This is a genomic window from Pseudomonas farsensis, from assembly GCF_014268805.2.
Classification (GTDB): domain Bacteria; phylum Pseudomonadota; class Gammaproteobacteria; order Pseudomonadales; family Pseudomonadaceae; genus Aquipseudomonas; species Aquipseudomonas farsensis.
Window position 1 is genome coordinate 136909 of the sequence record NZ_JABWRF020000002.1, and the last position, 24539, is coordinate 161447.

At 64.4% G+C, this 24539-nt stretch carries 21 protein-coding genes and 1 pseudogene; 14 read left to right on the forward strand and 8 right to left on the reverse strand.

Annotated elements, in window-relative coordinates; all coding sequences use genetic code 11:
- The first annotated feature begins 138 nt into the window (after positions 1 to 138).
- Complete coding sequence (locus HU719_RS10035; RefSeq protein ID WP_186537316.1) at positions 139 to 1545, forward strand: adenosylmethionine--8-amino-7-oxononanoate transaminase; 1407 nt, start codon at positions 139 to 141, stop codon at positions 1543 to 1545.
- 167 nt (positions 1546 to 1712) lie between these two features.
- Positions 1713 to 2432: a 16S rRNA (uracil(1498)-N(3))-methyltransferase gene (locus HU719_RS10040; protein ID WP_186522839.1), complete on the forward strand. Its 720-nt coding sequence runs from the start codon at positions 1713 to 1715 to the stop codon at positions 2430 to 2432.
- Here HU719_RS10040 and trhA read toward each other — a convergent pair.
- The 7 genes from trhA to HU719_RS10075 all read right to left on the reverse strand — a co-directional run bounded on the left by trhA (position 2429) and on the right by HU719_RS10075 (position 12558).
- Positions 2429 to 3046, reverse strand: coding sequence for a PAQR family membrane homeostasis protein TrhA (gene trhA / locus HU719_RS10045; protein WP_186522842.1), 618 nt, complete (start codon positions 3044 to 3046; stop codon positions 2429 to 2431). The genes HU719_RS10040 and trhA overlap by 4 nt on opposite strands.
- Positions 3047 to 3398: 352 nt before the next feature.
- Positions 3399 to 3857 carry a chemotaxis protein CheW gene (locus HU719_RS10050; protein ID WP_186523226.1) on the reverse strand — a complete coding sequence of 153 codons (459 nt, stop codon included), beginning with the start codon at positions 3855 to 3857 and terminating at the stop codon, positions 3399 to 3401.
- Positions 3850 to 9123, reverse strand: coding sequence for a hybrid sensor histidine kinase/response regulator (locus HU719_RS10055; RefSeq protein WP_437179661.1), 5274 nt, complete (start codon positions 9121 to 9123; stop codon positions 3850 to 3852). Before HU719_RS10055 ends, HU719_RS10050 begins: the two co-directional genes overlap by 8 nt.
- On the reverse strand, positions 9120 to 11111 hold the full coding sequence (locus HU719_RS10060) for a methyl-accepting chemotaxis protein (RefSeq protein WP_422631707.1): 1992 nt from the start codon (positions 11109 to 11111) through the stop codon (positions 9120 to 9122). The genes HU719_RS10055 and HU719_RS10060 overlap by 4 nt, the downstream gene beginning before the upstream one ends.
- Before the next feature lie 82 nt (positions 11112 to 11193).
- Positions 11194 to 11748 (reverse strand): chemotaxis protein CheW, encoded by a 555-nt coding sequence (locus HU719_RS10065; RefSeq protein WP_186523220.1) that lies wholly within the window; start codon positions 11746 to 11748, stop codon positions 11194 to 11196.
- Positions 11745 to 12110 carry a twitching motility response regulator PilH gene (gene pilH / locus HU719_RS10070; protein WP_186523219.1) on the reverse strand — a complete coding sequence of 122 codons (366 nt, stop codon included), beginning with the start codon at positions 12108 to 12110 and terminating at the stop codon, positions 11745 to 11747. The genes HU719_RS10065 and pilH overlap by 4 nt, the downstream gene beginning before the upstream one ends.
- A 46-nt stretch (positions 12111 to 12156) precedes the next feature.
- Positions 12157 to 12558, reverse strand: coding sequence for a response regulator (locus tag HU719_RS10075; protein WP_186523211.1), 402 nt, complete (start codon positions 12556 to 12558; stop codon positions 12157 to 12159).
- A 185-nt stretch (positions 12559 to 12743) separates the two neighbouring features.
- On the opposite strand from HU719_RS10075, the gene gshB reads away from it, so the two are divergent.
- From gshB to HU719_RS10090, 3 genes are all read left to right on the forward strand, one after another.
- Entirely contained in the window at positions 12744 to 13712 is a 969-nt protein-coding gene (gene gshB, locus HU719_RS10080) for a glutathione synthase (RefSeq protein ID WP_186537017.1), read from the forward strand.
- Positions 13713 to 13792: 80 nt separating this feature from the next.
- Positions 13793 to 14698 carry an energy transducer TonB gene (locus tag HU719_RS10085; RefSeq protein WP_186537016.1) on the forward strand — a complete coding sequence of 302 codons (906 nt, stop codon included), beginning with the start codon at positions 13793 to 13795 and terminating at the stop codon, positions 14696 to 14698.
- 88 nt (positions 14699 to 14786) lie between these two features.
- Positions 14787 to 15323: a hypothetical protein gene (locus tag HU719_RS10090; RefSeq protein WP_186537015.1), complete on the forward strand. Its 537-nt coding sequence runs from the start codon at positions 14787 to 14789 to the stop codon at positions 15321 to 15323.
- 61 nt (positions 15324 to 15384) lie between these two features.
- On the opposite strand, the pseudogene HU719_RS10095 reads toward HU719_RS10090, so the two are convergent.
- Positions 15385 to 15633: pseudogene (locus HU719_RS10095) on the reverse strand (IS630 family transposase); the annotation flags it as partial.
- Positions 15634 to 15763: 130 nt separating this feature from the next.
- Between HU719_RS10095 and HU719_RS10100 the strand changes: the two are divergent.
- From HU719_RS10100 to phaC, 9 genes are all read left to right on the forward strand, one after another.
- Positions 15764 to 16333: a YqgE/AlgH family protein gene (locus HU719_RS10100; RefSeq protein WP_186522560.1), complete on the forward strand. Its 570-nt coding sequence runs from the start codon at positions 15764 to 15766 to the stop codon at positions 16331 to 16333.
- Positions 16333 to 16758: a Holliday junction resolvase RuvX gene (gene ruvX / locus HU719_RS10105; protein WP_186522561.1), complete on the forward strand. Its 426-nt coding sequence runs from the start codon at positions 16333 to 16335 to the stop codon at positions 16756 to 16758. Before HU719_RS10100 ends, ruvX begins: the two co-directional genes overlap by 1 nt.
- A 49-nt stretch (positions 16759 to 16807) precedes the next feature.
- The gene (gene pyrR, locus HU719_RS10110; RefSeq protein ID WP_186537013.1) at positions 16808 to 17326 is read left to right on the forward strand and encodes a bifunctional pyr operon transcriptional regulator/uracil phosphoribosyltransferase PyrR; all 519 of its coding nucleotides are present in this window, start codon (positions 16808 to 16810) and stop codon (positions 17324 to 17326) included.
- A 12-nt stretch (positions 17327 to 17338) separates the two neighbouring features.
- Positions 17339 to 18343, forward strand: a complete 1005-nt coding sequence (locus HU719_RS10115) for an aspartate carbamoyltransferase catalytic subunit (protein WP_186522563.1) — start codon at positions 17339 to 17341, stop codon at positions 18341 to 18343.
- The gene (locus HU719_RS10120) at positions 18340 to 19611 is read left to right on the forward strand and encodes a dihydroorotase (RefSeq protein WP_186522564.1); all 1272 of its coding nucleotides are present in this window, start codon (positions 18340 to 18342) and stop codon (positions 19609 to 19611) included. Before HU719_RS10115 ends, HU719_RS10120 begins: the two co-directional genes overlap by 4 nt.
- A gap of 408 nt (positions 19612 to 20019) precedes the next feature.
- Complete coding sequence (hslV, locus tag HU719_RS10125) at positions 20020 to 20550, forward strand: ATP-dependent protease subunit HslV (RefSeq protein ID WP_186521682.1); 531 nt, start codon at positions 20020 to 20022, stop codon at positions 20548 to 20550.
- Positions 20551 to 20626: 76 nt separating this feature from the next.
- Positions 20627 to 21970 (forward strand): ATP-dependent protease ATPase subunit HslU, encoded by a 1344-nt coding sequence (gene hslU, locus HU719_RS10130; protein WP_186521684.1) that lies wholly within the window; start codon positions 20627 to 20629, stop codon positions 21968 to 21970.
- A gap of 167 nt (positions 21971 to 22137) precedes the next feature.
- A complete protein-coding gene (locus HU719_RS10135) occupies positions 22138 to 22515 on the forward strand; it encodes a gamma-butyrobetaine hydroxylase family protein (protein WP_186521686.1) in 378 nt (125 codons plus the stop codon).
- Positions 22516 to 22855: 340 nt separating this feature from the next.
- Positions 22856 to 24535 (forward strand): class II poly(R)-hydroxyalkanoic acid synthase, encoded by a 1680-nt coding sequence (phaC, locus tag HU719_RS10140; RefSeq protein WP_186537012.1) that lies wholly within the window; start codon positions 22856 to 22858, stop codon positions 24533 to 24535.
- Positions 24536 to 24539: the final 4 nt, after the last annotated feature.

The following is a 24539-nucleotide window of genomic DNA, read 5'->3' on the forward strand; positions in this document are numbered from 1 at the left end:
CGCCCCAGGAAAAAGTGCGCTAAGAATACGTCAGCCCCTGCTCCCCCGCTAGCTCAGCGACACCAGCAGTTGTCCTGCCTTCTGGCATTGCTTAGGCTTACGCGGTCAAAGCCAGCCGTACCGCCAGGAGAAGCGCCCATGGGCCTCAACGAACAGTGGATGCAACGCGACCTCAAGGTCCTGTGGCACCCCTGCACGCAAATGAAAGACCACGAGCAACTGCCGCTGATCCCGATCCGTCGCGGTGAGGGGGTCTGGCTTGAGGACTTCGAAGGCAAGCGCTACCTGGACGCGGTCAGCTCCTGGTGGGTCAACGTATTCGGCCACGCCAACCCGCGCATCAACCAGCGCATCAAGGACCAGGTCGACCAACTGGAGCACGTAATCCTCGCAGGCTTCAGCCACCAGCCGGTGATCGAGCTGTCCGAGCGCCTGGTGGCCATGACCCCGGCGGGCCTGGACCGGGTGTTCTATGCCGACAACGGCTCGTCGTGCATCGAAGTTGCGCTGAAGATGAGCTTCCATTACTGGCAGAACACCGGCAAACCGGCGAAGAAGCGCTTCGTCACCCTGACCAACAGCTACCACGGCGAAACCATCGCCGCGATGTCGGTGGGCGATGTGCCGCTGTTCACCGAAACCTACAAGGCGCTGCTGCTCGATACCCTCAAAGTGCCCAGCCCGGACTGCTACCACCGCCCCGAAGGCATGGGCTGGGAAGAGCACTCGCGCACCATGTTCGCTGCCATGGAGCAGACCCTGGCCGAGCACCATGACAGCGTCGCGGCCGTGATCGTCGAGCCACTGATCCAGGGCGCCGGCGGCATGCGCATGTACCACCCGGTGTACCTCAAGCTGCTGCGCGAGGCGTGCGACCGCTACGACGTACTCCTGATCCATGACGAAATCGCCGTAGGCTTCGGCCGCACCGGCACGATGTTCGCGTGCGAGCAGGCCGGCATCCGCCCGGACTTCCTGTGCCTGTCCAAGGCGCTGACCGGCGGTTATCTGCCGCTGGCCGCGTGCCTGACCACCGACAAGGTGTACCAGGCCTTCTACGATGACTACCCGACCCTGCGCGCATTCCTGCATTCGCACAGCTACACCGGCAACCCGCTGGCCTGCGCCGCGGCCTTGGCAACCCTGGATATTTTTGCCCAGGACAACGTCATCGAAGCCAACAAGCCGCTGGCCGCACGCATGGCCAGTGCCACCGCGCACCTGGCCGAGCACGCCCATGTGGCCGAGATTCGCCAGACCGGCATGGCCCTGGCCATCGAGATGGTCAAGGACAAGGCCGGCAAGGTCGCCTACCCGTGGCAGGAACGCCGTGGGCTGAAGGTGTTCGAACACGCCTTGAGCCGGGGTGCGCTGTTGCGCCCACTGGGCAGCGTGGTGTATTTCCTGCCGCCCTATGTGATTACGCCGGAGCAGATCGACTTTTTGGCCGAAGTGGCCAGCGAAGGGATCGACATCGCCACCCGCGACAGCGTCAGCGTGGCCGTGCCGGCGAACTTCCACCCCGACTTCCGCGATCCAGGCTAGCCCTGACGCCATCACCTTGTAGGAGCGGCCTTGTGTCGCGAAAGGGCTGCGAAGCGGCCCCGGCAATATACGCGGCGAAGCTGAAAATCTGGGGCCGCTACGCGCCCCTTTCGCGACACAAGGCCGCTCCTACAAGGGCGATGCCACCTTTTATTTCGAGTAGAACCATGAGACTGTCCCGCTTCTTCATCGACGCCCCACTCGCCCTCGGCGAGCACGACCTGCCCGAGGCCCAGGCCCATTACATCGGCCGCGTGCTGCGCATGGCGGCCGGCGACGCCGTGCAATTGTTCGACGGCAGCGGCCAGGAATACCTCGGCCAACTGCTTGAGGTGGGCAAGAAAAGCGTGCGCGTCAGCCTCGACCAGGTACTGCCCGGCCAGCCGGATTCACCGCTGCACATCCATCTAGGCCAGGGCCTGTCCCGTGGCGAGCGCATGGACTGGGCAATCCAGAAGGCCACCGAGTTGGGCGTCAACCAAATTACTCCGATTGTCAGCGAACGCTGCGAGGTGCGCCTTAAAGACGAGCGCGCCGACAAACGCCTGGCCCACTGGCGCCAGGTGGCTATCAGCGCTTGCGAGCAATGCGGGCGCTCCACCCTGCCGCTGATCCACCCGCCGCTGACCTTGGCCGAATGGCTGGCCAGCACCGCCGCCGACCTCAAGCTGGTGCTGCACCCGGTAGCCGAACCTTGGGCCAGCCACGACAAACCTGCTCGCCTGGCGTTTCTGGTCGGGCCCGAGGGCGGCCTGAGCGATGCCGAGGTCGAGCAGGCGAAAACCGCCGGCTACCATGCCGCGCGCCTGGGCCCGCGGGTGCTGCGCACCGAGACCGCGCCGGTGGTGGCGCTGTCGGTGGCACAGCAGTTGTGGGGCGACTTTTAACGCACGTACACCGACACCGCCACGAAGTGCATGAGGCTGCCGGCCACCACGAACAGGTGCCAGATGCCATGCCAGTGGCGGAAGCGGCTGTCGAAGGCAAAGAAGATGATGCCGATGGTGTACAGCGCGCCACCGCCTGCAAGCCAGGCGAACCCGGCGGTGCCCAGGGTCGCCAGCAATGGCTTGACCGCCACCAGCACGATCCAGCCCATGAGTGCGTAGATCACAATCGACAGCACCCGCGCTTCGGAGCGCGGCTTGATCTCCTGCAACATGCCGATCAGCGCCAGCCCCCAGACCACCCCGAACAAGCTCCAGCCCCACGGCCCACGCAGGCTCACCAGGCAGAACGGGGTGTAGCTGCCGGCGATCAGCAGGTAGATCGACAGGTGATCGAGCTTGCGCATGATACGTTTGGTGCGGCCACGGGTGCTGTGGTACAGGGTCGAGATGCTGTACAGCAACAGCAGCGTGAAGCCGTAGATGGAGAAGCTGACGATTTTCCAGGGGTCGCCCTGCATGCCGGCTGCGACGATCAGCCAGACAGCGCCGATACAGGCCAGGATGGCGCCGACCAGATGGGTCCAGGCGTTGAAGCGTTCACCGTAATACATGCTGCAAATGACCTCCGCCAGTTACCTCAGGTTCCCACAGAAAATACCTGACCTGTCGCTTGGCAGGAACCTGAGCACCCGATGGAAATTTCAGGGTTTCTGCGCACGCCTGTGCTGGCCTCATCGCGGGGCAAGCCCGCTCCCACAGGATCTGGGCCAGGCATGGTGTTGGGGCGGTGCGCGATGTCTGTAGGAGCGGCCTTGTGTCGCGAAAGGGCTGCGAAGCGGCCCCGGCGATTCTGCGTCAGGCACAAATCCCGGGGCCGCTTCGCAGCCCTTTCGCGACACAAGGCCGCTCCTACACAATCAAAAGCGACTTGCCTGAAACCATAGAATCCCCCACAGCAACAGGTTACAACTGCGCATCGCGCACCAGCCGTTCCAGCCCCGCCAGGTCCGGCACTCGCGCCACCTGGTCGCCCACCTGCACCGCCGCCAGCTCCAGCGTTGCCAGCGGCACATCCACATAATTGAGCTGGCTGTCCAGCTTGCACGAGCGCGGAATATCCTGCAGCAGCAGCGCCAGGTAACGCAGCCCGGTATCGCCCAGGGCGTTGAGCACCACCACCCGCGCCCGCTCACCGCACGGGGTATAACCGCCGCAGGCGGCCTCGAAGCCAATCAGCGGCAAACGCTGCTGGCGCCAGTCCACCCAGCCCATGTGCCAATCCACCTCGCCCTCTTCACAGGCGATGCTGCGCTGGCCTATCAGCTCGGCCACCGCCACGTTGGGCAGCACCAAGGTGCGGTCGCCCAGCGGCAGCAACAGCCCGGTCAGGGTGCTGCGCTGGCCGGCAATGTGTTCAAGCATGATGCTGGCTCCAATGGGCAATACTCTGCAACAACAAGGATTCCTGATAAGGCTTGCCGAGGTATTCGTTGACCCCGATGGCCATCGCCCGCTCGCGGTGTTTCTGCCCGGTACGCGAGGTGATCATGATGATCGGCAAGTGTTGCAGGCGCGGGTCGCGGCGGATGCGCGTGGCCACCTCAAAGCCGTCCATGCGCGGCATTTCGATATCCAGCAACAGGACGTCCGGCCGGTGCTCTTCAAGCAGGGCCATGGCATCGACCCCGTCCTTGGCCGTCAGCACGCTCATGCCGTGGCGCTCCAGCAGCCGGCTGGTGACCTTGCGCACCGTCACCGAGTCGTCCACCACCATCACCAGCAACGGCCGCCGTGGCGCCGGGCCAATCAGCGCCCGCTGGCTGTCGGCAGCGCCAGGCAGCCGCGCCAGGCGCCGCTGCTGGCCGCGCAACTGGCCCAGCAGGTCGAGAATCAGCACCACCCGGCCATCACCGAGCAAGGTCGCACCCGACAACCCCGGCACCGCGGCAAACTGCGGGCCCAGGCTCTTGACCACGATTTCGCGGCTCGGCGACAGGCTATCGACCTGAATCGCAAACGACTGTTCGTGGGAATGGGTCAGCAGCACCGGCAGCGGCACGCTCTGCCCAAGCAGCGCCGGTTGGCCGCTGCCCTGCACCAGTTCGCCCAGATAGCGCAGCGCGTACTCGTGGCCGCCATAGGTGTAGCACGGCGGATCGAGCCGGTAGCAAGCCTCGAGTTCCGCCGGCGGCACGCGCACGATGCCTTCGATGGTGTTCAACGGGATGGCGTACTGTTCCTCGCCCAGGTGCACCATCAACGCCCGGTTCATCGACACCGTGAACGGCAGGCGGATCTGGAACCGCGCCCCGCGCCCGGGGCTGGACTCGATACTCATCGAGCCGCCCAGTTGCTTGACCTCTTCATGGACCACGTCCATGCCCAGCCCGCGCCCGGAAATCTGGGTGATCTTCTCGGCGGTGGAGAACCCTGGCCGCAGGATGAACTGCAGAATCTCGTGGTCGCTCAAGTTCGCCTGCGGGTCGAGCAGGCCGTGTTTTATGGCTTTTTCGCGCACTGCCTGCAACGGCACCCCGGCGCCGTCGTCGCTCATTTCGATCACGATATCAGCGCCTTCGTGCAGCAGGTCGAGGTGGATGGTGCCCAGCTCCGGCTTGCCGGCTGCCAGGCGCGCCTCGCGCGACTCCAGGCCATGGTCCACGGCGTTGCGCAGCATGTGCTCAAGCGGCGCCACCATGCGTTCGAGCACGCTGCGGTCCAGCTCGCCCTCGGCGTTGCCCACCACCAGCTCAACCTGCTTGCCCAGCTCGCTGGCCACTTGCCGCACCACCCGCTGCAAGCGCGGCACCAGGCGTTCGAACGGCACCATCAGCGTGGCGGTGAGGCCTTCCTGCAACTGGCTGTTGACCCGTGCCTGCTGTTGCAACAGGCCGTGGGTTTCCTGCGAGCGCTGCAACAGCGTCTCGCGCAGGTCGAGCAAGTCCGAGGCTGACTCGAACAGCGCCCGCGACAGCTGCTGCAACTGCGAATGGCGGTCCATCTCCAGCGGGTCGAAATCGTCGTAGACATCGCTTTCGAACGGCTGGCGGCTGGAAGACCCGCCTTGGGTTTCGATATCCAGGCGCAACAACTGGTCGCGCATGCGCTCCAGCGTGGTTTCCATCTCGTTGAGGGCAAACTGCGCGTCGTTGACCTGCTGCTCGATGCGCCCACGGATCACCGCATGCTCGCCGGCCAGGTTGCCGAGGTCGTCGAGCAGCTCGGCATCGACCTTGACCATATCGGCAGCACGCTCGGGTGCGGCGGCAGGGCTTTCGGCGGGCAGTGGTTCGGCCTGGGGCTGGCCGGCGGCACTGTCGGTGAGGGCCGCGCTGGAGAAGTTGCGGATGTAGTCGATCAGCGCGGTGGCGGCATGCAACTGCTGGCCCATGCGCACGGCATCAAGCATGTGCGCCAGGCGGTCGTGGCAGTTTTGCAGCAGGCTGAACAGCGCAGGCGTCGGCGGCAGGCGCCCGGCAGCCAGCAGTTCGTAGAGAAATTCCAGCTCGTGGGCCAAGTCGCCGATCGCGGCGATTTCGACCATGCGCGCGCCGCCCTTGAGGGTGTGCAGGTCGCGCAGCAGGTTTTCCACCTCTACCGTGCTACGTGGGTCGGCCTGCCAGCGGGCCAATGACTGCGCGGCGCTTTCAACGATGTCTGAGCTTTCTTCAAGGAAGACTTCAAGCAGCTCCTTGTCGTCGGCGGCCTCGGCGGGCTCGTGCACAGCCTCGCTTGGGGCCGGCGGCGGCGCACTGTGGCGGTACTCGCGCAGCTCGGCCAACAGCGCTGGCGCCGCTACCGGCGCCTGCCCCTGGTGCAATTGCTGGAGCATGTCGGCCAGCGCCTGCTGGCAACGCCGCAGCAGCTCGAACAGCCTGCCCCCGGTGCCCAGCCTGCGGTCCGCAACGCCTTCGTAGAGCAACGCCAGTTCAGCGGCAAGCACTTCGACCGCGCCGATGGCGGCCATCTGCGCGCCGCCCTTGAGGGTTTGCGCATCCTGTTGCAGCGCCGCGAGTACCGACAGGTTGTCCGGTTCTTGCTGCCAGCGGCTCAGGGCTTGGCCGGCGCTGTCGAGAATGTCTTCGGCCTCGTCGAGAAACAGCTCGATCAAGCTCGGCGCCACCAGCGGCATCACCGCCTGCGCCCCGACCACGCCCACCTGGCTCGGGTCCAGGGCATCGTCGAGCATCCCCCTCAGTTCGGCCAGGCACTCGGGGCGGGCATTGAGGTCTTGCCCTGCGGCCAGTTCGTCGAGCAGGTCGAACAGGGTTTCATGGGCCTGGGCGGCGACGCTGAAGAAACGCGGCGAAGGCGGCAGGCTGCCCTCCTCGACCGCGCCATACAGGTCCAGCAGCCCTTCGCAGATTTCGTCCACCTGCCACAGTTCGGCCTGGTGCGCGGCGTGGCTGAGGGTGGTCATATCATCGAGCAGGGTCTCGAGCCCCTGGCGCTCGCTCGGCTGTTGCTGCCAGTGGCTCAGCAGCGCGTCGGCATCCAGCAGCGTGTCCATGGCCTGGCCAAGGAAACTTGCGATCAGTTGCGGGTCGCGGCGGCTGCGCCGCGCCGGGTGCGGGTCGGCGTGCTGCTGGGCAAGCCGCGCATCGACGGTCTGCCCGACCTGTTCGATCAACTCGCCGGCCCCCGGGATCGGCGCCAACGGCGTGCTGCCCAGCTGCGCAAGGCCCAGGTGGAACAGCGCCCGCGCCGCTTCGAGCAGCTCGATTTCCACCAGCAGCAGCGGCTGCTCGTGGCCTTTGTATTCGCGCACCAGGCGGTCGAGGGCGGTGGCGAGTTCTGCCACCGGCATGACCCCGGCCATCGCCGCGCTGCCCTTGAGCGTGTGCAACGCCCGTTGCAGGTTGTCGCTGACCGGCGTGCCCTGTGGGTCGGCGCCCTGCAAAAAGTCATCGAGGCCGGCCAGGTGGCCCTGGGCCTCGTTGCGGAAGATCTCCAGCAGGTTCGGGTCAAGCCCGTCAATGCGCGCGCCAGGGGCTGCGTCGTTCAGCGCCAGCGCATGCAGATGGCCGGCCAGCTGTTCTATTTCAGCAGTGGCTGGCACCTGCCCCACGGCAAAATCGGCCAGCAGGTCAGGCAAACGGACGAACACCTGCTGCAACGCCACCAGCCCTTCGGCGCTGAGCACGATGCGCCCTTCAAGCACGCGGTTAAGCAGATGTTCGGCGCCCCACGCCAGCTCCGCCAGGGCCTGCGCATGCACCATGCGGCCGCTGCCCTTGAGCGTGTGCAGGGCGCGGCGCACTTCAACCAGGGCGTCGCGCAGTGTGTTGTCGGCGCGCCAGCGCAGCCACTGGCGCTCGATTTCCGGCAGCAGCTCGCCCGCTTCTTCCATGAACACTGCACGCAGTTCATCGTCGATGCCGTCCACCGCCTGTGCGCTAGGCGGGCTTGCGGCTGAGCGTTGGCAATACACGCCGAGCGCCGCCATGCCGGCCTGGGCCATGTCGATAAAGTGCTGGGCATCGGCCAGCGGATCGGCCACCCGCCATTGCAGGTAGCTCTCCATCGCGCACAGGGCATCGGCAAGGTGCGCCAGGTCGTCGGGCAGCGGCTCTTGGTCAAGGTGGCCGAGCCAGCCCTGCACGTAGCCGGCAGCGGCGCCGATCACCTCGGCGGCTGCGGGCAGCATCAGCATGGCCAACGCCCCGCGCACCTGCTGCAACAACCCCGGCAGCGCCTGCAGGCGCTGGCGCGACCAGTCCGATTCAAGGCAATCGCCGATCAGGTCCTTGGCCTGGTGCAGCACGTTCAGCGACTCGTTGAGCACCAACTGGCGGGTGTCAGCCAGGTCGGCACCCGGCAGGCTGCCGGGCAGGGTTTCTTCGAGCGGGCCGACCATGCCGTTGAGCGTTGCCTCGACGTACAGCAGCGCACCGGCCACATCCATCAACAGCGCTTCATCAACGGCATCGTTGTGGTCGGCCTGTGCCTGCAACGCCAGCACCTGGTCGATGATCACCCGGCGCGGCTGCTGGAAACCCAGCACCGCCAGGGTATCGGCGACATGGCGCAGCGGCGCCAGCAAGGCATCGAGCGGTTCGCGGGGGGCAGCATTGCCGCTGACGAACGGGTCGAGGCGTTCCTTGATGCGCATCAGGTCGTCGCACAGGGCCATCACTACCGAACGCAGCGCATCGCGGCCAGCACCGGCCTGCATGTGCTCGCGCCAGTTGCCCAGCGACAGGTCCAGGTCGGCAAGGTCGGCAGCACCGGCCAGGCGTTGGCCGAGGTCGCCCAGCAGGCTGCCCTGGGCCAACGGCTCGGCGCCACGGCATTGGCGCAACTGGTTGAGCAGCGGCAGTACCACCAGCGGCAAGTCGTGACGCGCCCCGCGCAGCCGGTCCAGGTACGGCGGCAATTGCTCCAAGCCGCGAAACAGCGGCCCCAGGCAGTCGCCGCGCGGCGGCACCTGACCGTCAGCGATGGCCTGGGCGAGCAGTTCGAGTTCTTCGGCCAGGCGCGTGGCGCCGGGCAATTGCAACATGCGCAGGCAGCCATGCACCTGATGCAGGTTGTCGACCACGAACGCCAGCATCGACAGGTCGTCCGGCGCCCCGGCAAAACGTTCCAGGGCTTGGCGCGCCTGGCCCAGGCAGTCGAGGATGGGTGCCTTGACCCAGGCCAGGGCAACCGTGTCGTGGCGGGCGCTGCCCAGGCTCGGCTCGCTCACGAGCGCTCAGCCTTGGGCAAGGTGAAACCGGACACCGAGCGACGCATCTCGCTGGCCATGCGCGCCAGGTGGCGAATGCTGTCGGCGGTGGCGCCGGAGCCGGCCGAGGTTTGCGCGGTAATCTGCTGGATCACCGCCATGGTGTGGGAAATCTGCCCGGCAGATGAGGTTTGCAACTGCGCCGCATCCGAGATGCTGTGGATAAGTTCGGCGAGGGTCTGCGAGACGCCTTCGATCTCGGCCAGCGCCACCCCGGCGTCCTGGGCCAGGCGCGCCCCGCGCACCACCTCGGCGGTGGTCTGCTCCATGGAGATCACCGCCTCGTTGGTGTCGGCCTGGATCGTGCGCACCAGCGCCTCGATCTGGCGCGTCGCCGAAGACGACCGCTCGGCCAGGCGCTGCACCTCGTCGGCCACCACCGCAAAACCACGGCCCGCCTCGCCCGCCAGCGACGCCTGAATGGCCGCGTTGAGGGCAAGGATGTTGGTCTGGTCGGCAATGTCGTCGATCAGGCTGACGATATCGCCGATTTCCTGGGACGACTCGCCCAACCGCTTGATCCGCTTGGCGGTGTCCTGGATCTGCTCGCGAATGTTGTCCATGCCGTTGATGGTGTTGTGCACCACCTCGTTGCCTTTGTTGGCAATCGCCACCGAACGCTCGGCCACCTTGGCCGACTCGTAGGCATGCGCCGACACCCGGTCGATGGACTCGACCATGTCGCCGACCGCTTCGGACGCTTCGCTGATCTGGTCGGCCTGGTGCTCGGAGGCCTTGGCCAACTGGCGCGCGGTGTTCTGCGTGTCCTGCACTGCTGCGGCGACCTGCTCGGCACTGTGGTTGATGGTGCCGACCAGGTCGCGCAGTTGGTCGACCGAGTAGTTGATCGAGTCGGCAATCGCCCCGGTGAAGTCTTCGGTCACCGATACCGTGACGGTCAGGTCGCCATCGGCCAGCTCTTCTATTTCATCGAGCAGGCGCATGATTGCCTGCTGGTTGCGCTCGTTCTTCTCGGCGGTTTCTCGCAGCTGGCGGTGGGTGGCGCGCACCATCACCAAGCCAATCAAGATGATCGAGGCCAGCGCCAGCAGCCCCAGCACGTAACCGCCGACGGTATCCAGGGTGCGCCCGTTGGCCAGGTTTTCGAAGCCGTTGGCCAGGTGCGAGGCTTCGTCGAGCAGGGTTTGCGAGAGGCTGAAGATGTTGCCGGCCGCCTCGCGCACCCGCAGCAGCTCCGGCGAGGTTTCCAGAATTTCGTCCACGGAGCCGGCCACAAACTGGAACAGCTCGGCGATTTCCGCCAGCCGCGCACGGGCATCGGCATCCTCGACGCGGGTGACCTGAATCGCCGGGTTGCCGGCCAGCATGCCTTCGAGCACCTGGCCGAACCGGCTGGCGTCGCGACCAAAGGTGTCGGCCGCCTGCACCGAGGCTTCGTCGCCGCCCAGCACCGTGTTGACCGAGCCGAGAATACGCTCGGCCAACAGCAGTTGGCGCTGGGCCACCGCAACCTGGCTGGCCGGGGCGCCGCTTTGCAGCAGGATCTCCACCACTTTTTCGTATTCGACCTGCAACTGCGGCACGGTCTCGGCCAGGGTCGCCGCCACCTGGTGCAGCGACAGCACGGTTTGCTCGCTGGCCAGGATGGTGTCGGTGTTCTTGCGCAGGTTGTCCCAGTCCTGGCGTACCGCGTCCATCTCGTCCCGCACGGCCGCAGGCGCGGGCGGCAGGCCGGTGGTCTTGTCGCCGTGGCGCAGGTAGTCCCAGCGCCGCTCGAAATCGTTGCGCGCATCACTCAGCTGACGAAACGCCAGGCCCTTGCCGGCAGCGGCTTCGGTGGCGTTCTTGGCGATGCGCTGGGACAACACGCGCAGCTCGCCGGCGTGGCCGATGTACTGCTTGTCGTGGTTGGCCTGGGTATTGAGGTAGGCAAAGTTGGCAAACAGCAGCACGATCGACAGGATCAGCACCACGAACAGCACGGTTATCTGCGCGGTGCTGCGCGGGCGCTGGGCAACGGCGGCAGGTGAAACGGTGGGGCCCGGCTTGTTCACGTCGAAAAATCCTCTACTACAACGCCACATCGAGAAAGCCCGGCGCCTGGGCCAGGGCGAACGGGCTGAAAATCGCCCAGTTGCGCTCACGGGGGAAATGCCCTTGCACGAAGGGCGCTGCGGCGCGAAGCAAAGGCTGCGGTGGCGACAGCTCAAGGCTGCTGAGGGCAAAATGCTGCAGCCCCACCACTTCATCCACCAGCAAGCCTGCAAACAGCTCTTCATGGTCCAGCACCAGCACCCGGCGCTGCTTGCCGGCGGCCGCCGGGCCAAGGCCGAAGAACGCGCTTAAGTCCATCACCGGCAGCAGCCGCCCGCGCAGATTGGCCATGCCCCGCACCCACGGCTGCACACCCGGCACGCGGCTGCTGCGCGGCTCGCGCAACACTTCGGCGACCTCGCCCATGGGCGCGACGAACCACTGCTGGGCAAGGCGAAAGCCAATGCCGCTCCACTGCTGCAGGCGCGGCTCGTGGGGCGGCTGGTCGGCCACCAGCAGGCGACAACGCCGGTCGATGTCCAGCAACAGCTCGAAGGCGGTCAACGACGCGCCTTGGGGGCGGCTGGTCAAGCGCCGAGCACCTCGCTGAGCTTGGCGATCAGGGCGTCTTCTTCGACCGGTTTGGTGAGAAAGTCCCGGGCGCCCTGGCGCGTGGCCCAGATGCGGTCGGTTTCCTGGTCCTTGGTAGTCACCACCACAACCGGAATGGCGCTGGTTTCTGGGTCTTTGCTCAGCTGGCGAGTGGCCTGGAAGCCGTTCATGCCAGGCATGACGATGTCCATCAGCACGGCGTCGGGCTTTTCCTGGCGGGCCAGGGCCACGCCGTCAGCGCCGTTGTTGGCCTTGAGCACCTGGTGGCCGTGCTTTTCGAGCCATTCGGTCAAGCGGTACATCTCTGTCGGCGAGTCGTCGACAATCAGAACTCGGGCCATGCTGTTTCCCCATGTGTAACTGAAAGCGCCGCGTGGGCGGGCGGCGTCAGGGTGCGTGTTGGTGCTGCGCGGCGAAACCCGGCACATGGGCGCGGATCGCATCGAGCAGTTCGTCCTTGCTGAAGGGTTTGGTGAGGAACTGGTCGGAGCCTGCCACCCGCCCGCGCGCCTTGTCGAACAGGCCATCGCGCGAGGACAGCAGGATCACCGGGGTGTCCTTGAATTCGCTGTTGTGCTTGATCACCGCGCACGTTTGATAGCCGTCAAGACGCGGCATGAGCACGTCGACGAAAATGATGCGGGGTTTGTGGTCGATGATCTTGGCCAGGGCATCGAAGCCGTCACTGGCGGTGATCACCTCGCAACCGGCCTCACCGAGCAACATCTGCGCGGTGCGGCGGATCGTGCGGGAATCGTCGATCACCATCACCTTCAGGGGTTGTTCCATAAATTCGCCACCTCTAAGAGCCGCAGGCTTGCAGCTTCTGGCTAGCGGCTTGATGGGGCCTTTTTAGCACACTCCCTGTAGCCATTCCATCTGCTCGCCACTTGACCCGGCGCGCGTCGGGCGCCACCCTGAGCCACTTTTATTTTTGTGCCATCGCGGTCAGCTGCCGCCAAGAGGAATTACCCATGAGCGTTCGCCTCGGGATTGTCATGGACCCCATTGCGTCCATCTCCTATAAAAAGGATAGCTCGCTGGCCATGTTGCTGGCCGCCCAGCAACGTGGCTGGAGCCTGTTCTACATGGAGCAGCGCGACCTGTACCAGGGCGAAGGCAAGGCCCGCGCGCGCATGCGCCCCTTGAAAGTGTTCGCCGACCCCGCACGCTGGTTCGAGCTGGGCGATGAGCAGGACAGCACCCTGGCCGAGCTTGACGTGATCCTGATGCGCAAGGACCCGCCATTCGACATGGAGTTCGTCTACAGCACCTACCTGCTGGAGCAGGCCGAAGCTGACGGCGTGCTGGTGGTCAACCGCCCGCAAAGCCTGCGCGACTGCAACGAAAAACTCTTCGCCACGCTGTTCCCGCAGTGCACGCCGCCCACCCTGGTGAGCCGCCGCCCGGACATCATTCGCGAATTCGCCGCCAAACACGGCGATGTGATCCTCAAGCCGCTGGACGGCATGGGCGGCACGTCGATCTTCCGCCACCGCGTCGGCGACCCCAACCTCTCGGTGATCCTCGAAACCCTGACCCTGCTCGGCACCCAGCAGATCATGGCGCAGGCCTACCTGCCGGCAATCAAGGACGGCGACAAACGCATCCTTATGGTCGATGGCGAGCCGGTCGACTACTGCCTGGCGCGCATCCCGGCCAGCGGCGAAACCCGTGGCAACCTGGCCGCAGGCGGCCGTGGCGAGGCCCGCCCGTTGAGCGAGCGCGACCGCTGGATCGCCGCCCAGGTAGGCCCCACGTTGCGTGAAAAAGGCCTGTTGTTCGTCGGCCTCGACGTGATTGGCGAGCACCTGACCGAAATCAACGTCACCAGCCCGACCTGCATCCGCGAGATCGACGCCGCCTTCGGCACCGATATCGGCGGCCTGCTGATGGACGCCATTGATCGCCAGCTCAAGGAAAAAAATAGCTGCAAGCTTTAAGCTGCAAGCCTCAAGTTGAAGCAGGCCGGCGTATGGCAGGCTTCAACTTGCCGCTTGAACCTTGCAACTAGACGCTAACCATGACGCTGCCCGCCGACATTCCCACCGACCTGCTGCCACCGCGCGTTCGCCCGGTGGACCGGCTTGGCTTTACCTTGTTTCTGGCTGCCGTGGTGCACCTGGCGCTGATCCTCGGCGTGGGCTTTTCGGTGATCAAGCCTGCCGATATCCGCCAGACCATGGATATCACCCTGGCCACCTTCAAAAGCGAAAAAGCGCCTGACAAGGCTGATTTCCAGGCTCAGGAAAACCAGCAAGGCAGCGGCACCCTGGACAAGAAAGCGGTACCCAAGACCACCGAAGTGGCGCCGTTCCAGGACAGCAAGATCAACAAGGTGACCCCGCCGCCTGCCGCCAAGCCCGAGGTTGCAGCGCAGCCGGTGCAGCAAAAGTCGGCGGTGACCACCCAGGCGCCCAAGGCGCACAAGGTCGAGCCAAAGCCCAAAGAGAGCAAGCCGCAGCCAAAGCCTGAGGCCAAGGTGCCGGACTTCGACAGTTCGCAGCTGTCCAGCCAGATCGCAAGCCTTGAGGCGGAGCTTTCCAACGAACAGCAACGCTACGCCAAGCGCCCGCGCATCCACCGCTTGAACGCCGCTTCCACCCTGCGTGACAAAGGCGCCTGGTACAAAGAGGAATGGCGCAAGAAGGTCGAGCGCATCGGCAACCTCAACTACCCCGAAGAGGCCCGGCGCCAGCAGATGTACGGCAGCTTGCGCATGATGGTGTCGATCAACCGCGATGGCTCGCTGTTCGAAGTGCTGGTGCTGGAGTCCTCCGGCCAGCCGGTGCTCGACCAGGCCGCCCAGCGCATCGTGCGCCTGGCAGCCCCGTTTGCACCCTTTACCGGCGACATGGCCGAGTTCGACCGCCTGGAAATCATCCGCACCTGGCGCTTTGCGCGGGGCGACAAGCTGTCGAGTAATTGAGAAGCGTCAACTGTCATTTTTACCAGTTGACGCTCACCCGCAGAAGCACAGACTCGAACGACCGAAAGAGTGAACGAGGGAATGTGTGATGCCGCTACCAACTGAAGAATACGACTATCAAAGACGCGTCATCGCTCGGCTGGCCAGCCGCCCCGACGCGCCGAAGTTCAGCATTGAGATAAATTTCCTTGGAAAAACGCTAACTTCAAAAAAAGCTAAATTCAGCACAATCAATGTAACAGATCACACAGGCTTTGGCCTGTTTTGCACCTTTGAGGACCCCATCCTTGACCCTTCAGCCGACAAACTTTGTTTATTTATTTTTTGTGCAAGCTTCTCGGGATTATTAGCAAAAAATCACACATTCTCTGGAGACTTAATAAACGTGCTCGGCGATGACGGCTACCTCACTCTAGGTGCAGGACAAATAGACCACCCCACTAAGGGGACCTATATCAATTCACCTCAGAGCCTCAAGAGCACTCTTAGCGAATTGGAGTCCATCCCCGTCAAACTATCTGGCCTGTTACATTGCGCCGCAAAGGACGGAACAAAATACAGACTACAGATTGACATTGAAGGGCAAGATTACTCCGAAGATGACACTGACATATCATTTACATAAGGCGCTTCGGGAGCGCTCATATAGCCTCTTTACGACGCGCGTAGTGTTTCGCAAGTAAAACTCATATTTTTCGGCCTAGCGGCTCGGCTGCACGGCCGACGCCTGCCAAGATATCCTCGGCCTTTCGGAGCCAGCGAAAAGGTCGAGGATTAGCGTTGTGGGTGGACAGGTAGTACTCAATAGACTCCTCCAGATCCTTCGCGCTGGTATATGCCTGGCGCTGGAGCCACTTCTCGCCCAGCGTCGAGAAAAAGCGTTCCACCAAACTCCATCAAGATGCCGCAGTAGGCGTGAAATGCACTTGATAGCGCGACGAATCTGGCTTTTCTCGTCAACACGGAGCACGAGAGGCTTGTCGGGATCTGGGTTTCCACTCGACATCACAGCTAAAAAGACCCTGTATCTTGTCAGTCTCTTCACCTGGCGCCACACTATCGCCCATGAAAACCTTCACGCCCAGCTACCTCAAGCACCAGTTCCTGATCGCCATGCCGCACATGGCCGACCCGAACTTCGCGCATACGCTGACGTACATCGTCGAACACAACGAGAACGGCGCCATGGGGCTGGTGATCAACCGCCCGCAGGAACTGAACCTGGCCGATATCCTCGAGCAACTGCGCCCGGATGACACGCCGCCGCCCTCCACCCTTCACGTGCCCATCTACCAGGGCGGCCCGGTGCAGACCGACCGCGGCTTCGTGTTGCACAGCAACGAATGCAGCTTCCAGGCAACCGTGGCACTGCAAGGGCTGTCGCTGACCACCTCGCAGGACGTACTGCTGGCCATCGCCGCAGGTGTTGGCCCCAAGCAGAGCCTGATTACCCTCGGCTACGCCGGCTGGGAAGCGGGCCAGCTTGAAGCAGAGCTGGCCGACAACGCCTGGCTCAACTGCCCGTTCGACGCCGACATCCTGTTCGCCACTGCCAGCGACCTGCGCCTTGGCGCTGCGGCGCAGAGCCTGGGGATCAACCTGAGCCTGCTGACCAGCCAGGCGGGGCACGCCTGATGGCCGAACTGCGTCTGCTACTGGGCTTTGACTACGGCACCAAACAGATCGGCGTGGCGGTCGGCCAGGTCATCACTGGCCAGGCCCGCGAACTGTGCACCCTCAAGGCGCAAAATGGTGTGCCGGACTGGAACCAGGTCGAAAAGCTCATCAAGGAATGGAAGCCCGACGCCATTGTCGTGGGCCTGCCACTGAACATGGACGGTACCCCCAGCGAGATGAGCGAGCGCGCCGAGAAGTTCGCCCGCCGCCTGCATGGGCGCTACAACCTGCCGGTACACACCCACGACGAGCGCCTGACCACCTTCGAAGCCAAGGGTGAGCAAATGGCCCGTAGCGGGCGTCACGGCAGTTACCGCGACAACCCGGTCGATGCCATCGCCGCCGCCCTGCTGCTGCAAGGCTGGCTGGAGGCCAATATCTGAACCCGCTTTGCCGCCGGAGCTACCCGGCGCCCCGCCCCAGGAGCACGCAATGAGCCTACCCGATCCCGCCGCGCTGATCCGGCAGATGGCCGTCGACCTACGCGCCCATCTGGCCCGCCGCGCCATCGAGCAACCACGCTTCATCGGCATCCGTACCGGCGGGGTGTGGGTCGCCCAGGCCCTGCAGGCCGAGCTTGGCGATGCCAGCGCGCTCGGCACCCTGGACGTGTCGTTCTACCGCGATGACTTCAGCCAGAACGGCCTGCACCCACAAGTGCGCCCCTCGGAGCTGCCATTTGAAATCGAAGGCCAGCACCTGGTGCTGATCGACGACGTACTGATGAGCGGCCGGACCATCCGCGCCGCGCTCAACGAGCTGTTCGACTACGGCCGCCCCGCCAGCGTAACGCTGGTGTGCCTGCTCGACCTCGATGCTGGCGAACTGCCGATCCGCCCCAATGTGCTCGGCGCGACGCTGTCGCTGGCCGCCCATGAACGGGTAAAATTGACCGGCCCCGCACCGCTCGCCCTCGAGCGCCAGGACCTCGCCCCTGCTTCCGCCCTTTAAGAGTCCCCCGCGATGACGCCATTCGACGCCAAGCGCCCGCTGCAGCTCAATGATCAGGGCCAGCTGCGCCATTTCCTCTCGCTCGACGGTTTGCCCCGCGAACTGCTCACCGAGATTCTCGACACCGCCGACTCGTTCCTTGAAGTCGGCGCCAGGGCCGTGAAAAAGGTCCCGTTGCTGCGCGGCAAGACCGTCTGCAACGTGTTCTTCGAAAACTCCACGCGCACCCGTACCACCTTCGAACTGGCTGCTCAGCGCCTGTCAGCGGATGTCATCAGCCTGAACGTGTCGACCTCCTCGACCAGCAAGGGCGAGACGCTGTTCGACACCCTGCGCAACCTTGAGGCCATGGCCGCCGACATGTTCGTGGTGCGCCATTCCGACTCGGGCGCGGCGCACTTCATCGCCGAGCACGTGTGCCCGGACGTCGCCGTGATCAACGGCGGTGACGGCCGCCATGCGCACCCGACCCAGGGCATGCTCGACATGCTGACCATTCGCCGGCACAAAGGCAGCTTCGAGAACCTGTCGGTGGCGATTGTCGGCGATATCCTGCATTCGCGCGTGGCCCGCTCGGACATGCTCGCGCTCAAGGCGCTGGGCTGCCCGGACATCCGCGTGATCGGCCCGAAAACCTTGATCCCGATCGGCATCGAGCAATACGGCGTGAAGGTCTACACCGACATGGCAGAAGGCCTCAAAGACGTCGATGTGGTGATCATGCTGCGCCTGCAACGCGAGCGCATGGCCGGCGGCCTGCTGCCCAGCGAAGGCGAGTTCTACCGCCTGTTCGGCCTGACCACCGCGCGCCTGGCCGGGGCCAAGCCCGATGCCATCGTCATGCACCCAGGCCCGATCAACCGCGGCGTTGAAATCGAATCTGCGGTAGCCGACGGCAAGCACTCGGTGATCCTCAACCAGGTGACCTATGGCATCGCCGTGCGCATGGCGGTGCTGTCCATGGCCATGAGCGGGCAGAACGCGCAACGTCAATTCGACCAGGAGAACGCCCAGTGACCCTCAGCATTCTTGGCGCCCGGGTCATCGACCCCAACAGTGGCCTGGATACCGTTACCGACCTGCACCTGGACGCCGGCCGTGTGGCCGCCATTGGCGCAGCACCTGCAGGCTTCAGCGCCAGCCGCGTGATCGAGGCCGCTGGCCTGGTTGTCGCCCCCGGCCTGGTCGACCTCGGCGTGTCGCTGCGCGAGCCTGGCTACAGCCGCAAAGGCACCATCGCCAGCGAAACCCGTGCAGCGGTAGCCGGCGGCGTCACCAGCCTGTGCTGCCCGCCACAGACCAAACCGATTCTGGATACTTCGGCAGTTGCCGAGCTGATCCTTGACCGCGCCCGTGAGGCGGCCAACAGCAAGGTGTACCCGATTGGCGCCCTGACCAAGGGCCTGGAAGGCGAGCAACTGGCCGAACTGGTGGCGCTGCGCGACACCGGCTGCGTGGCGTTCGGCAACGGGCTCAACCAGATCCCCAACAACCGTACCCTGGCCCGTGCGCTGGAATACGCGGCCACCTTCGACCTGACTGTGGTGTTCCATTCCCAGGACCGTGACCTGGCCCAGGGCGGCCTGGCCCACGAAGGCCCGATGGCCAGCTTCCTCGGCCTGCCCGGCATCCCTGAGAGCGCCGAGACCGTGGCCCTGGCGCGCAACTTGCTGCTGGTCGAGCAGTCTGGCGTGCGTGCGCACTTCGCCCAGATCACCAGCGCCCGTGGCGCGCAGCTGATCGCCCAGGCCCAGCAACGCGGGCTGCCGGTCACCGCCGATGTGGCGTTGTACCAGCTGATTCTGACCGACCAGGCGCTGCGCGATTTCTCAAGCCTCTACCATGTGCAACCGCCGCTGCGCAGTGCGGCTGACCGTGACGGGCTGCGTGAAGCGGTCAAAACCGGGGTTATCCAGGCGATTTCGAGCCATCACCAGCCCCATGAGCGCGACGCCAAGCTGGCGCCGTTCGGCGCCACGGAGCCGGGTATCAGCAGTGTGGAACTGCTGCTGCCACTGGCCATGACCCTGGTCGAAGACGGCCTGCTGGACCTGCCAACGCTGCTGGCGCGCCTGTCCAGCGGCCCGGCTGCGGCCATGCGCCTGCCCGCGGGTGAGCTGAAAGTCGGCGCGGCTGCGGACCTGGTGCTGTTCGACCCGAGCGCCTCAACCGTTGCCGGCGAGCAATGGTATTCGCGCGGCCAGAACTGCCCGTTCATCGGCCACTGCCTGCCGGGCGCTGTGCGCTACACCCTGGTCGACGGGCACGTCTGCTTCGAGGCCTGATAAACGCCTATCGCGGGGCAAGCCCGCTCCCACGGGCGCACCTTCAGCTACGTGGGAGATTCTATGGTTTTGTACAAGCCTGTTCCCGCCAGATATATCTCCTTGTGGCGAGCGGGCTTGCCCCGCGTTGGGCTGCGCAGCAGCCCCTTGGGTTTTCAGGGCTGCTGCGCAGCCCAACGCGGGACAAGCCCGCTCGCCACAACTATCTATCGTTTCCCACAGGACCGGGTACAACCAGCAATGTTGCGGTTGAGCACGGTCCCTGTGTGCGGGCTTGCCCCGCGATGGCGTCATCATCGGCAACAAATCAACAACAGGCCGCCGTTGCCCCAAGGTTGAAATCCTTCCCCCCACCCCCATATGTCTCTGCAACAGGCATTTTCGCCCCGCTGCGTGGAGACTCTCCCCTTGACTACCATCGTTTCTGTCCGCCGTAACGGCAAAGTCGTCATGGGCGGCGACGGCCAGGTTTCCCTCGGCAACACCGTAATGAAAGGCAACGCCAAAAAGGTCCGCCGCCTGTACAACGGCCAGGTCATCGCAGGCTTTGCCGGCGCCACCGCCGATGCCTTCACCCTGTTCGAGCGTTTTGAGTCGCAACTGCAGAAACACTCCGGCCACTTGGTGCGCGCAGCCGTGGAGCTGGCCAAGGAATGGCGTACCGACCGTTCGCTGAGCCGCCTTGAAGCCATGCTGGCCGTGGCCAACAAAGACGCCTCCCTGATTATCACCGGCAACGGCGATGTGGTCGAACCCGAAGACGGCCTGATCGCCATGGGTTCCGGCGGCGGCTACGCCCAGGCTGCCGCACGCGCATTGCTGAACAAGACCGACCTGTCGGCCCGCGAAATCACCGAAGCTGCCCTGAACATCGCCGGCGACATCTGCGTGTTCACCAACCACAACCTGACCATCGAGGAGCAGGACCTGGCCGAGTGATCAGTTGTTCTGGCGCCCCGTCACGCTGGCGGGGCCTTCCCACGCTGACCCACTCTGCCAAAGGACCGTATTGATCATGTCCATGACCCCACGCGAGATCGTCCACGAACTCAACCGCCACATCATCGGCCAGGACGACGCCAAGCGCGCCGTGGCCATCGCCCTGCGCAACCGCTGGCGGCGCATGCAGCTGCCGGCTGAGCTGCGCCAGGAAGTGACCCCGAAGAACATCCTGATGATCGGCCCGACCGGCGTCGGCAAGACCGAAATCGCCCGCCGCCTGGCAAAACTGGCCAATGCGCCGTTCATCAAGGTCGAAGCGACCAAGTTCACCGAAGTGGGCTATGTTGGCCGTGATGTCGAATCGATCATCCGCGACCTGGCCGATGCCGCGCTGAAAATGCTCCGCGAGCAGGAAATCGTCCGCGTGCGCCACCGCGCCGAAGACGCCGCCGAAGACCGTATCCTCGACGTGCTGCTGCCGCCCGCCCGCGTCAGCAGCTTCGCCGAAGAAGCACAGCAGACCAGCAGCGACTCCAACACCCGCCAGCTGTTCCGCAAGCGCCTGCGTGAAGGCCAGCTCGACGACAAGGAAATCGAAATCGAAGTCGCCGATTCGGTCGGCGTCGATATCGCCGCCCCGCCCGGCATGGAAGAAATGACCAACCAGCTGCAAAGCCTGTTTGCCAACATGGGCAAAGGCAAGCGCAAGTCGCGCAAGCTGAAGGTCAAGGAAGCGCTGAAGATGGTCCGCGAAGAAGAAGCGGGCCGCCTGGTCAACGAAGACGAGCTCAAGGCCAAGGCCCTGGAAGCAGTCGAGCAGCACGGCATCGTGTTCATCGACGAAATCGACAAAGTGGCCAAGCGCGGCAACGTCGGCGGCGCCGATGTGTCGCGTGAGGGTGTGCAGCGCGACCTGCTGCCGCTGATCGAGGGCTGCACGGTCAACACCAAGCTGGGCATGGTCAAGACCGACCACATCCTGTTCATCGCCTCCGGCGCGTTCCACCTGAGCAAGCCGAGCGACCTGGTGCCAGAGCTGCAAGGCCGCCTGCCGATCCGCGTCGAACTCAAGGCGCTGACCCCGGAAGACTTCGAGCGCATCCTCAAGGAGCCGCACGCCTCGCTGACCGAGCAGTACCGCGAGCTGCTGAAAACCGAAGGCCTGCACATCGAGTTTGCCGACGAGGGCATCAAGCGCCTGGCCGAGATCGCCTTCCAGGTTAACGAAAAGACCGAAAACATCGGCGCCCGCCGCCTGCACACCCTGCTCGAGCGGCTGCTCGAAGAGGTGTCGTTCAGTGCCGGCGACTTGGCCAGCGCACACGAGGGCACGCCGATCAACATCGACGCCGCCTATGTGAACAGCCACCTGGGTGAACTGGCGCAGAACGAAGACCTGTCGCGGTACATTCTGTAATAGCGCAGGGACCGCTTTGCGGTCCATCGCGACACAAGGCCGCTCCTGCAGAAGATTGCACCCTGTAGGAGCGGCCTTGGGTCGCGATGGGCTGCGCAGCAGCCCCCTTGCACATTGGCCCCAATCACTCGAAGCTTGCGCTACCAGCTCATGAGAGATTACCCGCCATGGCCCGCCTGCCCACCGCAATCAACCTGCACAAAGCCTCGAAAACCCTCACCCTCACCTACGCCCCCGGCGAGGTCTACACCCTGCCTGCCGAATTTCTGCGGGTGCACTCCCCCTCCGCCGAGGTGCAGGGCCACGGCAGCCCCATCCTGCAATTTGGCAAGATCAACGTAGGCCTTTCAGGGCTGGAGCCTGCCGGCCAATACGCACTGAAACTGATCTTCGACGACGGCCATGACTCAGGCTTGTTCACCTGGGAATACCTCGAGCAGCTGTGCCTGCGCCAGCAACAACTGTGGGCCGAGTACCTGGACGAACTGCACCAGGCCGGCAAGTCCCGCGACCCCGCCGAATCCGTGGTCAAACTGATGCTCTAGCGCAAGGCTCCTGCGAGTTAGAGCGCATTTTCTAATCTCATCTGCTTGAATGCCTCACGGGCAGCACAAAGACGTGCTGTCTTGCGCATTACATGAAAGTCGGGTAACCAATGGAGCTGGCAAGTTCCCTGCATCGTTTTAAAGCCAGGCAGGGCCAGGCCGGTATGCCGTAGAGGTCGCGAGCGAAAGCAGGCTGTCTTCACACGCAGAAAACCCCGCAGCTCATCACCACCGCGCATCCGGTCGCAGCACCGCTGTTCCTTATCACTGGTCACCCGAGTAGCAGTACCGGGCTGTCACAGCACGCCGGTACTCGTCTCAGGACAACGGAGCGTCGTAGATGAGTAACAAGAACAACGATGAGTTGCAGCGGCAGGCCTCGGAAAACACCCTGGGGCTGAACCCGGTCATCGGCATTCGCCGCAAGGACCTGCTCACCTCAGCGCGCACTGTGTTGCGCCAGGCCGTGCGCCAGCCGTTGCACAGCGCCAAGCATGTCGCGCATTTCGGCCTTGAACTGAAAAACGTCCTGCTGGGCAAGTCGAGCCTGCAGCCAGAGAACGACGACCGCCGCTTCAACGACCCGGCCTGGAGCCAGAACCCGCTGTACCGGCGCTACCTGCAAACTTATCTGGCCTGGCGCAAGGAACTCAACGACTGGGTCGCCAGCAGCGACCTGTCGCCCCAGGACATCAGCCGGGGCCAGTTCGTCATCAACCTGATGACCGAAGCCATGGCGCCGACCAACACGCTGTCCAACCCTGCGGCGATCAAGCGCTTCTTCGAAACCGGCGGCAAGAGCCTGCTCGACGGGCTGTCCAACCTGGCCAAGGACATGGTGCACAACGGCGGCATGCCCAGCCAGGTGAACATGGAAGCCTTCGAGGTGGGCAAGAACCTTGGCACCAGCGAAGGCGCGGTGGTGTTTCGCAACGATGTGCTGGAGCTGATCCAGTACAAGCCGATCACCGAGCAGGTGCACAGCCGGCCGCTGCTGGTGGTGCCGCCGCAGATCAATAAGTTCTATGTGTTCGACCTCAGCCCGGAAAAGAGCCTGGCGCGCTTCTGCCTGCGCTCGCAGCAGCAGACCTTCATCATCAGTTGGCGCAACCCGACCAAGGCCCAGCGCGAATGGGGCCTGTCGACCTACATCGAGGCGCTCAAGGAGGCGGTCGATGCGGTGCTGTCGATTACCGGCAGCAAAGACCTGAACATGCTCGGCGCCTGCTCGGGGGGCATCACCTGCACCGCGCTGGTGGGCCATTACGCGGCACTTGGCGAAAAGAAAGTGCATGCGTTGACGCTGCTGGTCAGCGTGCTCGACACCACCATGGAAACCCAGGTAGCGCTGTTCGTCGACGAGCAGACCCTGGAGGCGGCCAAGCGCCACTCCTACCAGTCCGGCGTGCTCGAAGGCAGCGACATGGCCAAGGTGTTCGCCTGGATGCGCCCCAACGACCTGATCTGGAACTACTGGGTCAACAACTACCTGCTGGGCAATTCGCCACCCGTGTTCGACATTCTGTTCTGGAACAACGACACCACGCGCCTGCCGGCCGCCTTCCACGGCGACCTGATCGAGATGTTCAAGAACAACCCGCTGATTCGCTCCAATGCCCTGGAAGTGTGCGGCACCCCCATCGACCTGAAGACGGTCGACTGCGATATCTACAGCGTTGCCGGCACTGCCGACCACATCACCCCTTGGCAGTCGTGCTACCGCTCGGCGCACCTGTTCGGCGGCAAGATCGAGTTCGTGCTGTCCAACAGCGGCCATATCCAGAGCATCCTCAACCCGCCGGGCAACCCCAAGGCACGCTTCATGACCGGCGAAGACCGCCCGGACGACCCACTGGCGTGGCAGGAAAACGCGGTCAAGCACGCCGATTCGTGGTGGCTGCACTGGCAGAGCTGGCTGGGCGAACGTGCCGGCGAGTTGAAGAAGGCCCCGACGCGTCTTGGCAACCGCACCTACTCGGCAGGCGAAGCCGCGCCCGGCACCTACGTTCACGAACGCTAGTACC

Bases quoted from the DNA above. Each gene is read 5' to 3' on its own strand.
- HU719_RS10040 (WP_186522839.1), top strand. From the start codon at position 1,713: ATGAGACTGTCCCGCTTCTTCATCGACGCCCCACTCGCCCTCGGCGAG.
- ruvX (WP_186522561.1), top strand. From the start codon at position 16,333: ATGGCCGAACTGCGTCTGCTACTGGGCTTTGACTACGGCACCAAACAG.
- HU719_RS10075 (WP_186523211.1), bottom strand. From the start codon at position 12,558: ATGGAACAACCCCTGAAGGTGATGGTGATCGACGATTCCCGCACGATC.
- HU719_RS10090 (WP_186537015.1), top strand. From the start codon at position 14,787: ATGCCGCTACCAACTGAAGAATACGACTATCAAAGACGCGTCATCGCT.
- HU719_RS10100 (WP_186522560.1), top strand. From the start codon at position 15,764: ATGAAAACCTTCACGCCCAGCTACCTCAAGCACCAGTTCCTGATCGCC.
- HU719_RS10035 (WP_186537316.1), top strand. From the start codon at position 139: ATGGGCCTCAACGAACAGTGGATGCAACGCGACCTCAAGGTCCTGTGG.
- gshB (WP_186537017.1), top strand. From the start codon at position 12,744: ATGAGCGTTCGCCTCGGGATTGTCATGGACCCCATTGCGTCCATCTCC.
- HU719_RS10050 (WP_186523226.1), bottom strand. From the start codon at position 3,857: ATGCTTGAACACATTGCCGGCCAGCGCAGCACCCTGACCGGGCTGTTG.
- HU719_RS10085 (WP_186537016.1), top strand. From the start codon at position 13,793: ATGACGCTGCCCGCCGACATTCCCACCGACCTGCTGCCACCGCGCGTT.
- HU719_RS10135 (WP_186521686.1), top strand. From the start codon at position 22,138: ATGGCCCGCCTGCCCACCGCAATCAACCTGCACAAAGCCTCGAAAACC.
- pyrR (WP_186537013.1), top strand. From the start codon at position 16,808: ATGAGCCTACCCGATCCCGCCGCGCTGATCCGGCAGATGGCCGTCGAC.
- hslU (WP_186521684.1), top strand. From the start codon at position 20,627: ATGTCCATGACCCCACGCGAGATCGTCCACGAACTCAACCGCCACATC.
- trhA (WP_186522842.1), bottom strand. From the start codon at position 3,046: ATGTATTACGGTGAACGCTTCAACGCCTGGACCCATCTGGTCGGCGCC.
- phaC (WP_186537012.1), top strand. From the start codon at position 22,856: ATGAGTAACAAGAACAACGATGAGTTGCAGCGGCAGGCCTCGGAAAAC.
- pilH (WP_186523219.1), bottom strand. From the start codon at position 12,110: ATGGCCCGAGTTCTGATTGTCGACGACTCGCCGACAGAGATGTACCGC.
- HU719_RS10115 (WP_186522563.1), top strand. From the start codon at position 17,339: ATGACGCCATTCGACGCCAAGCGCCCGCTGCAGCTCAATGATCAGGGC.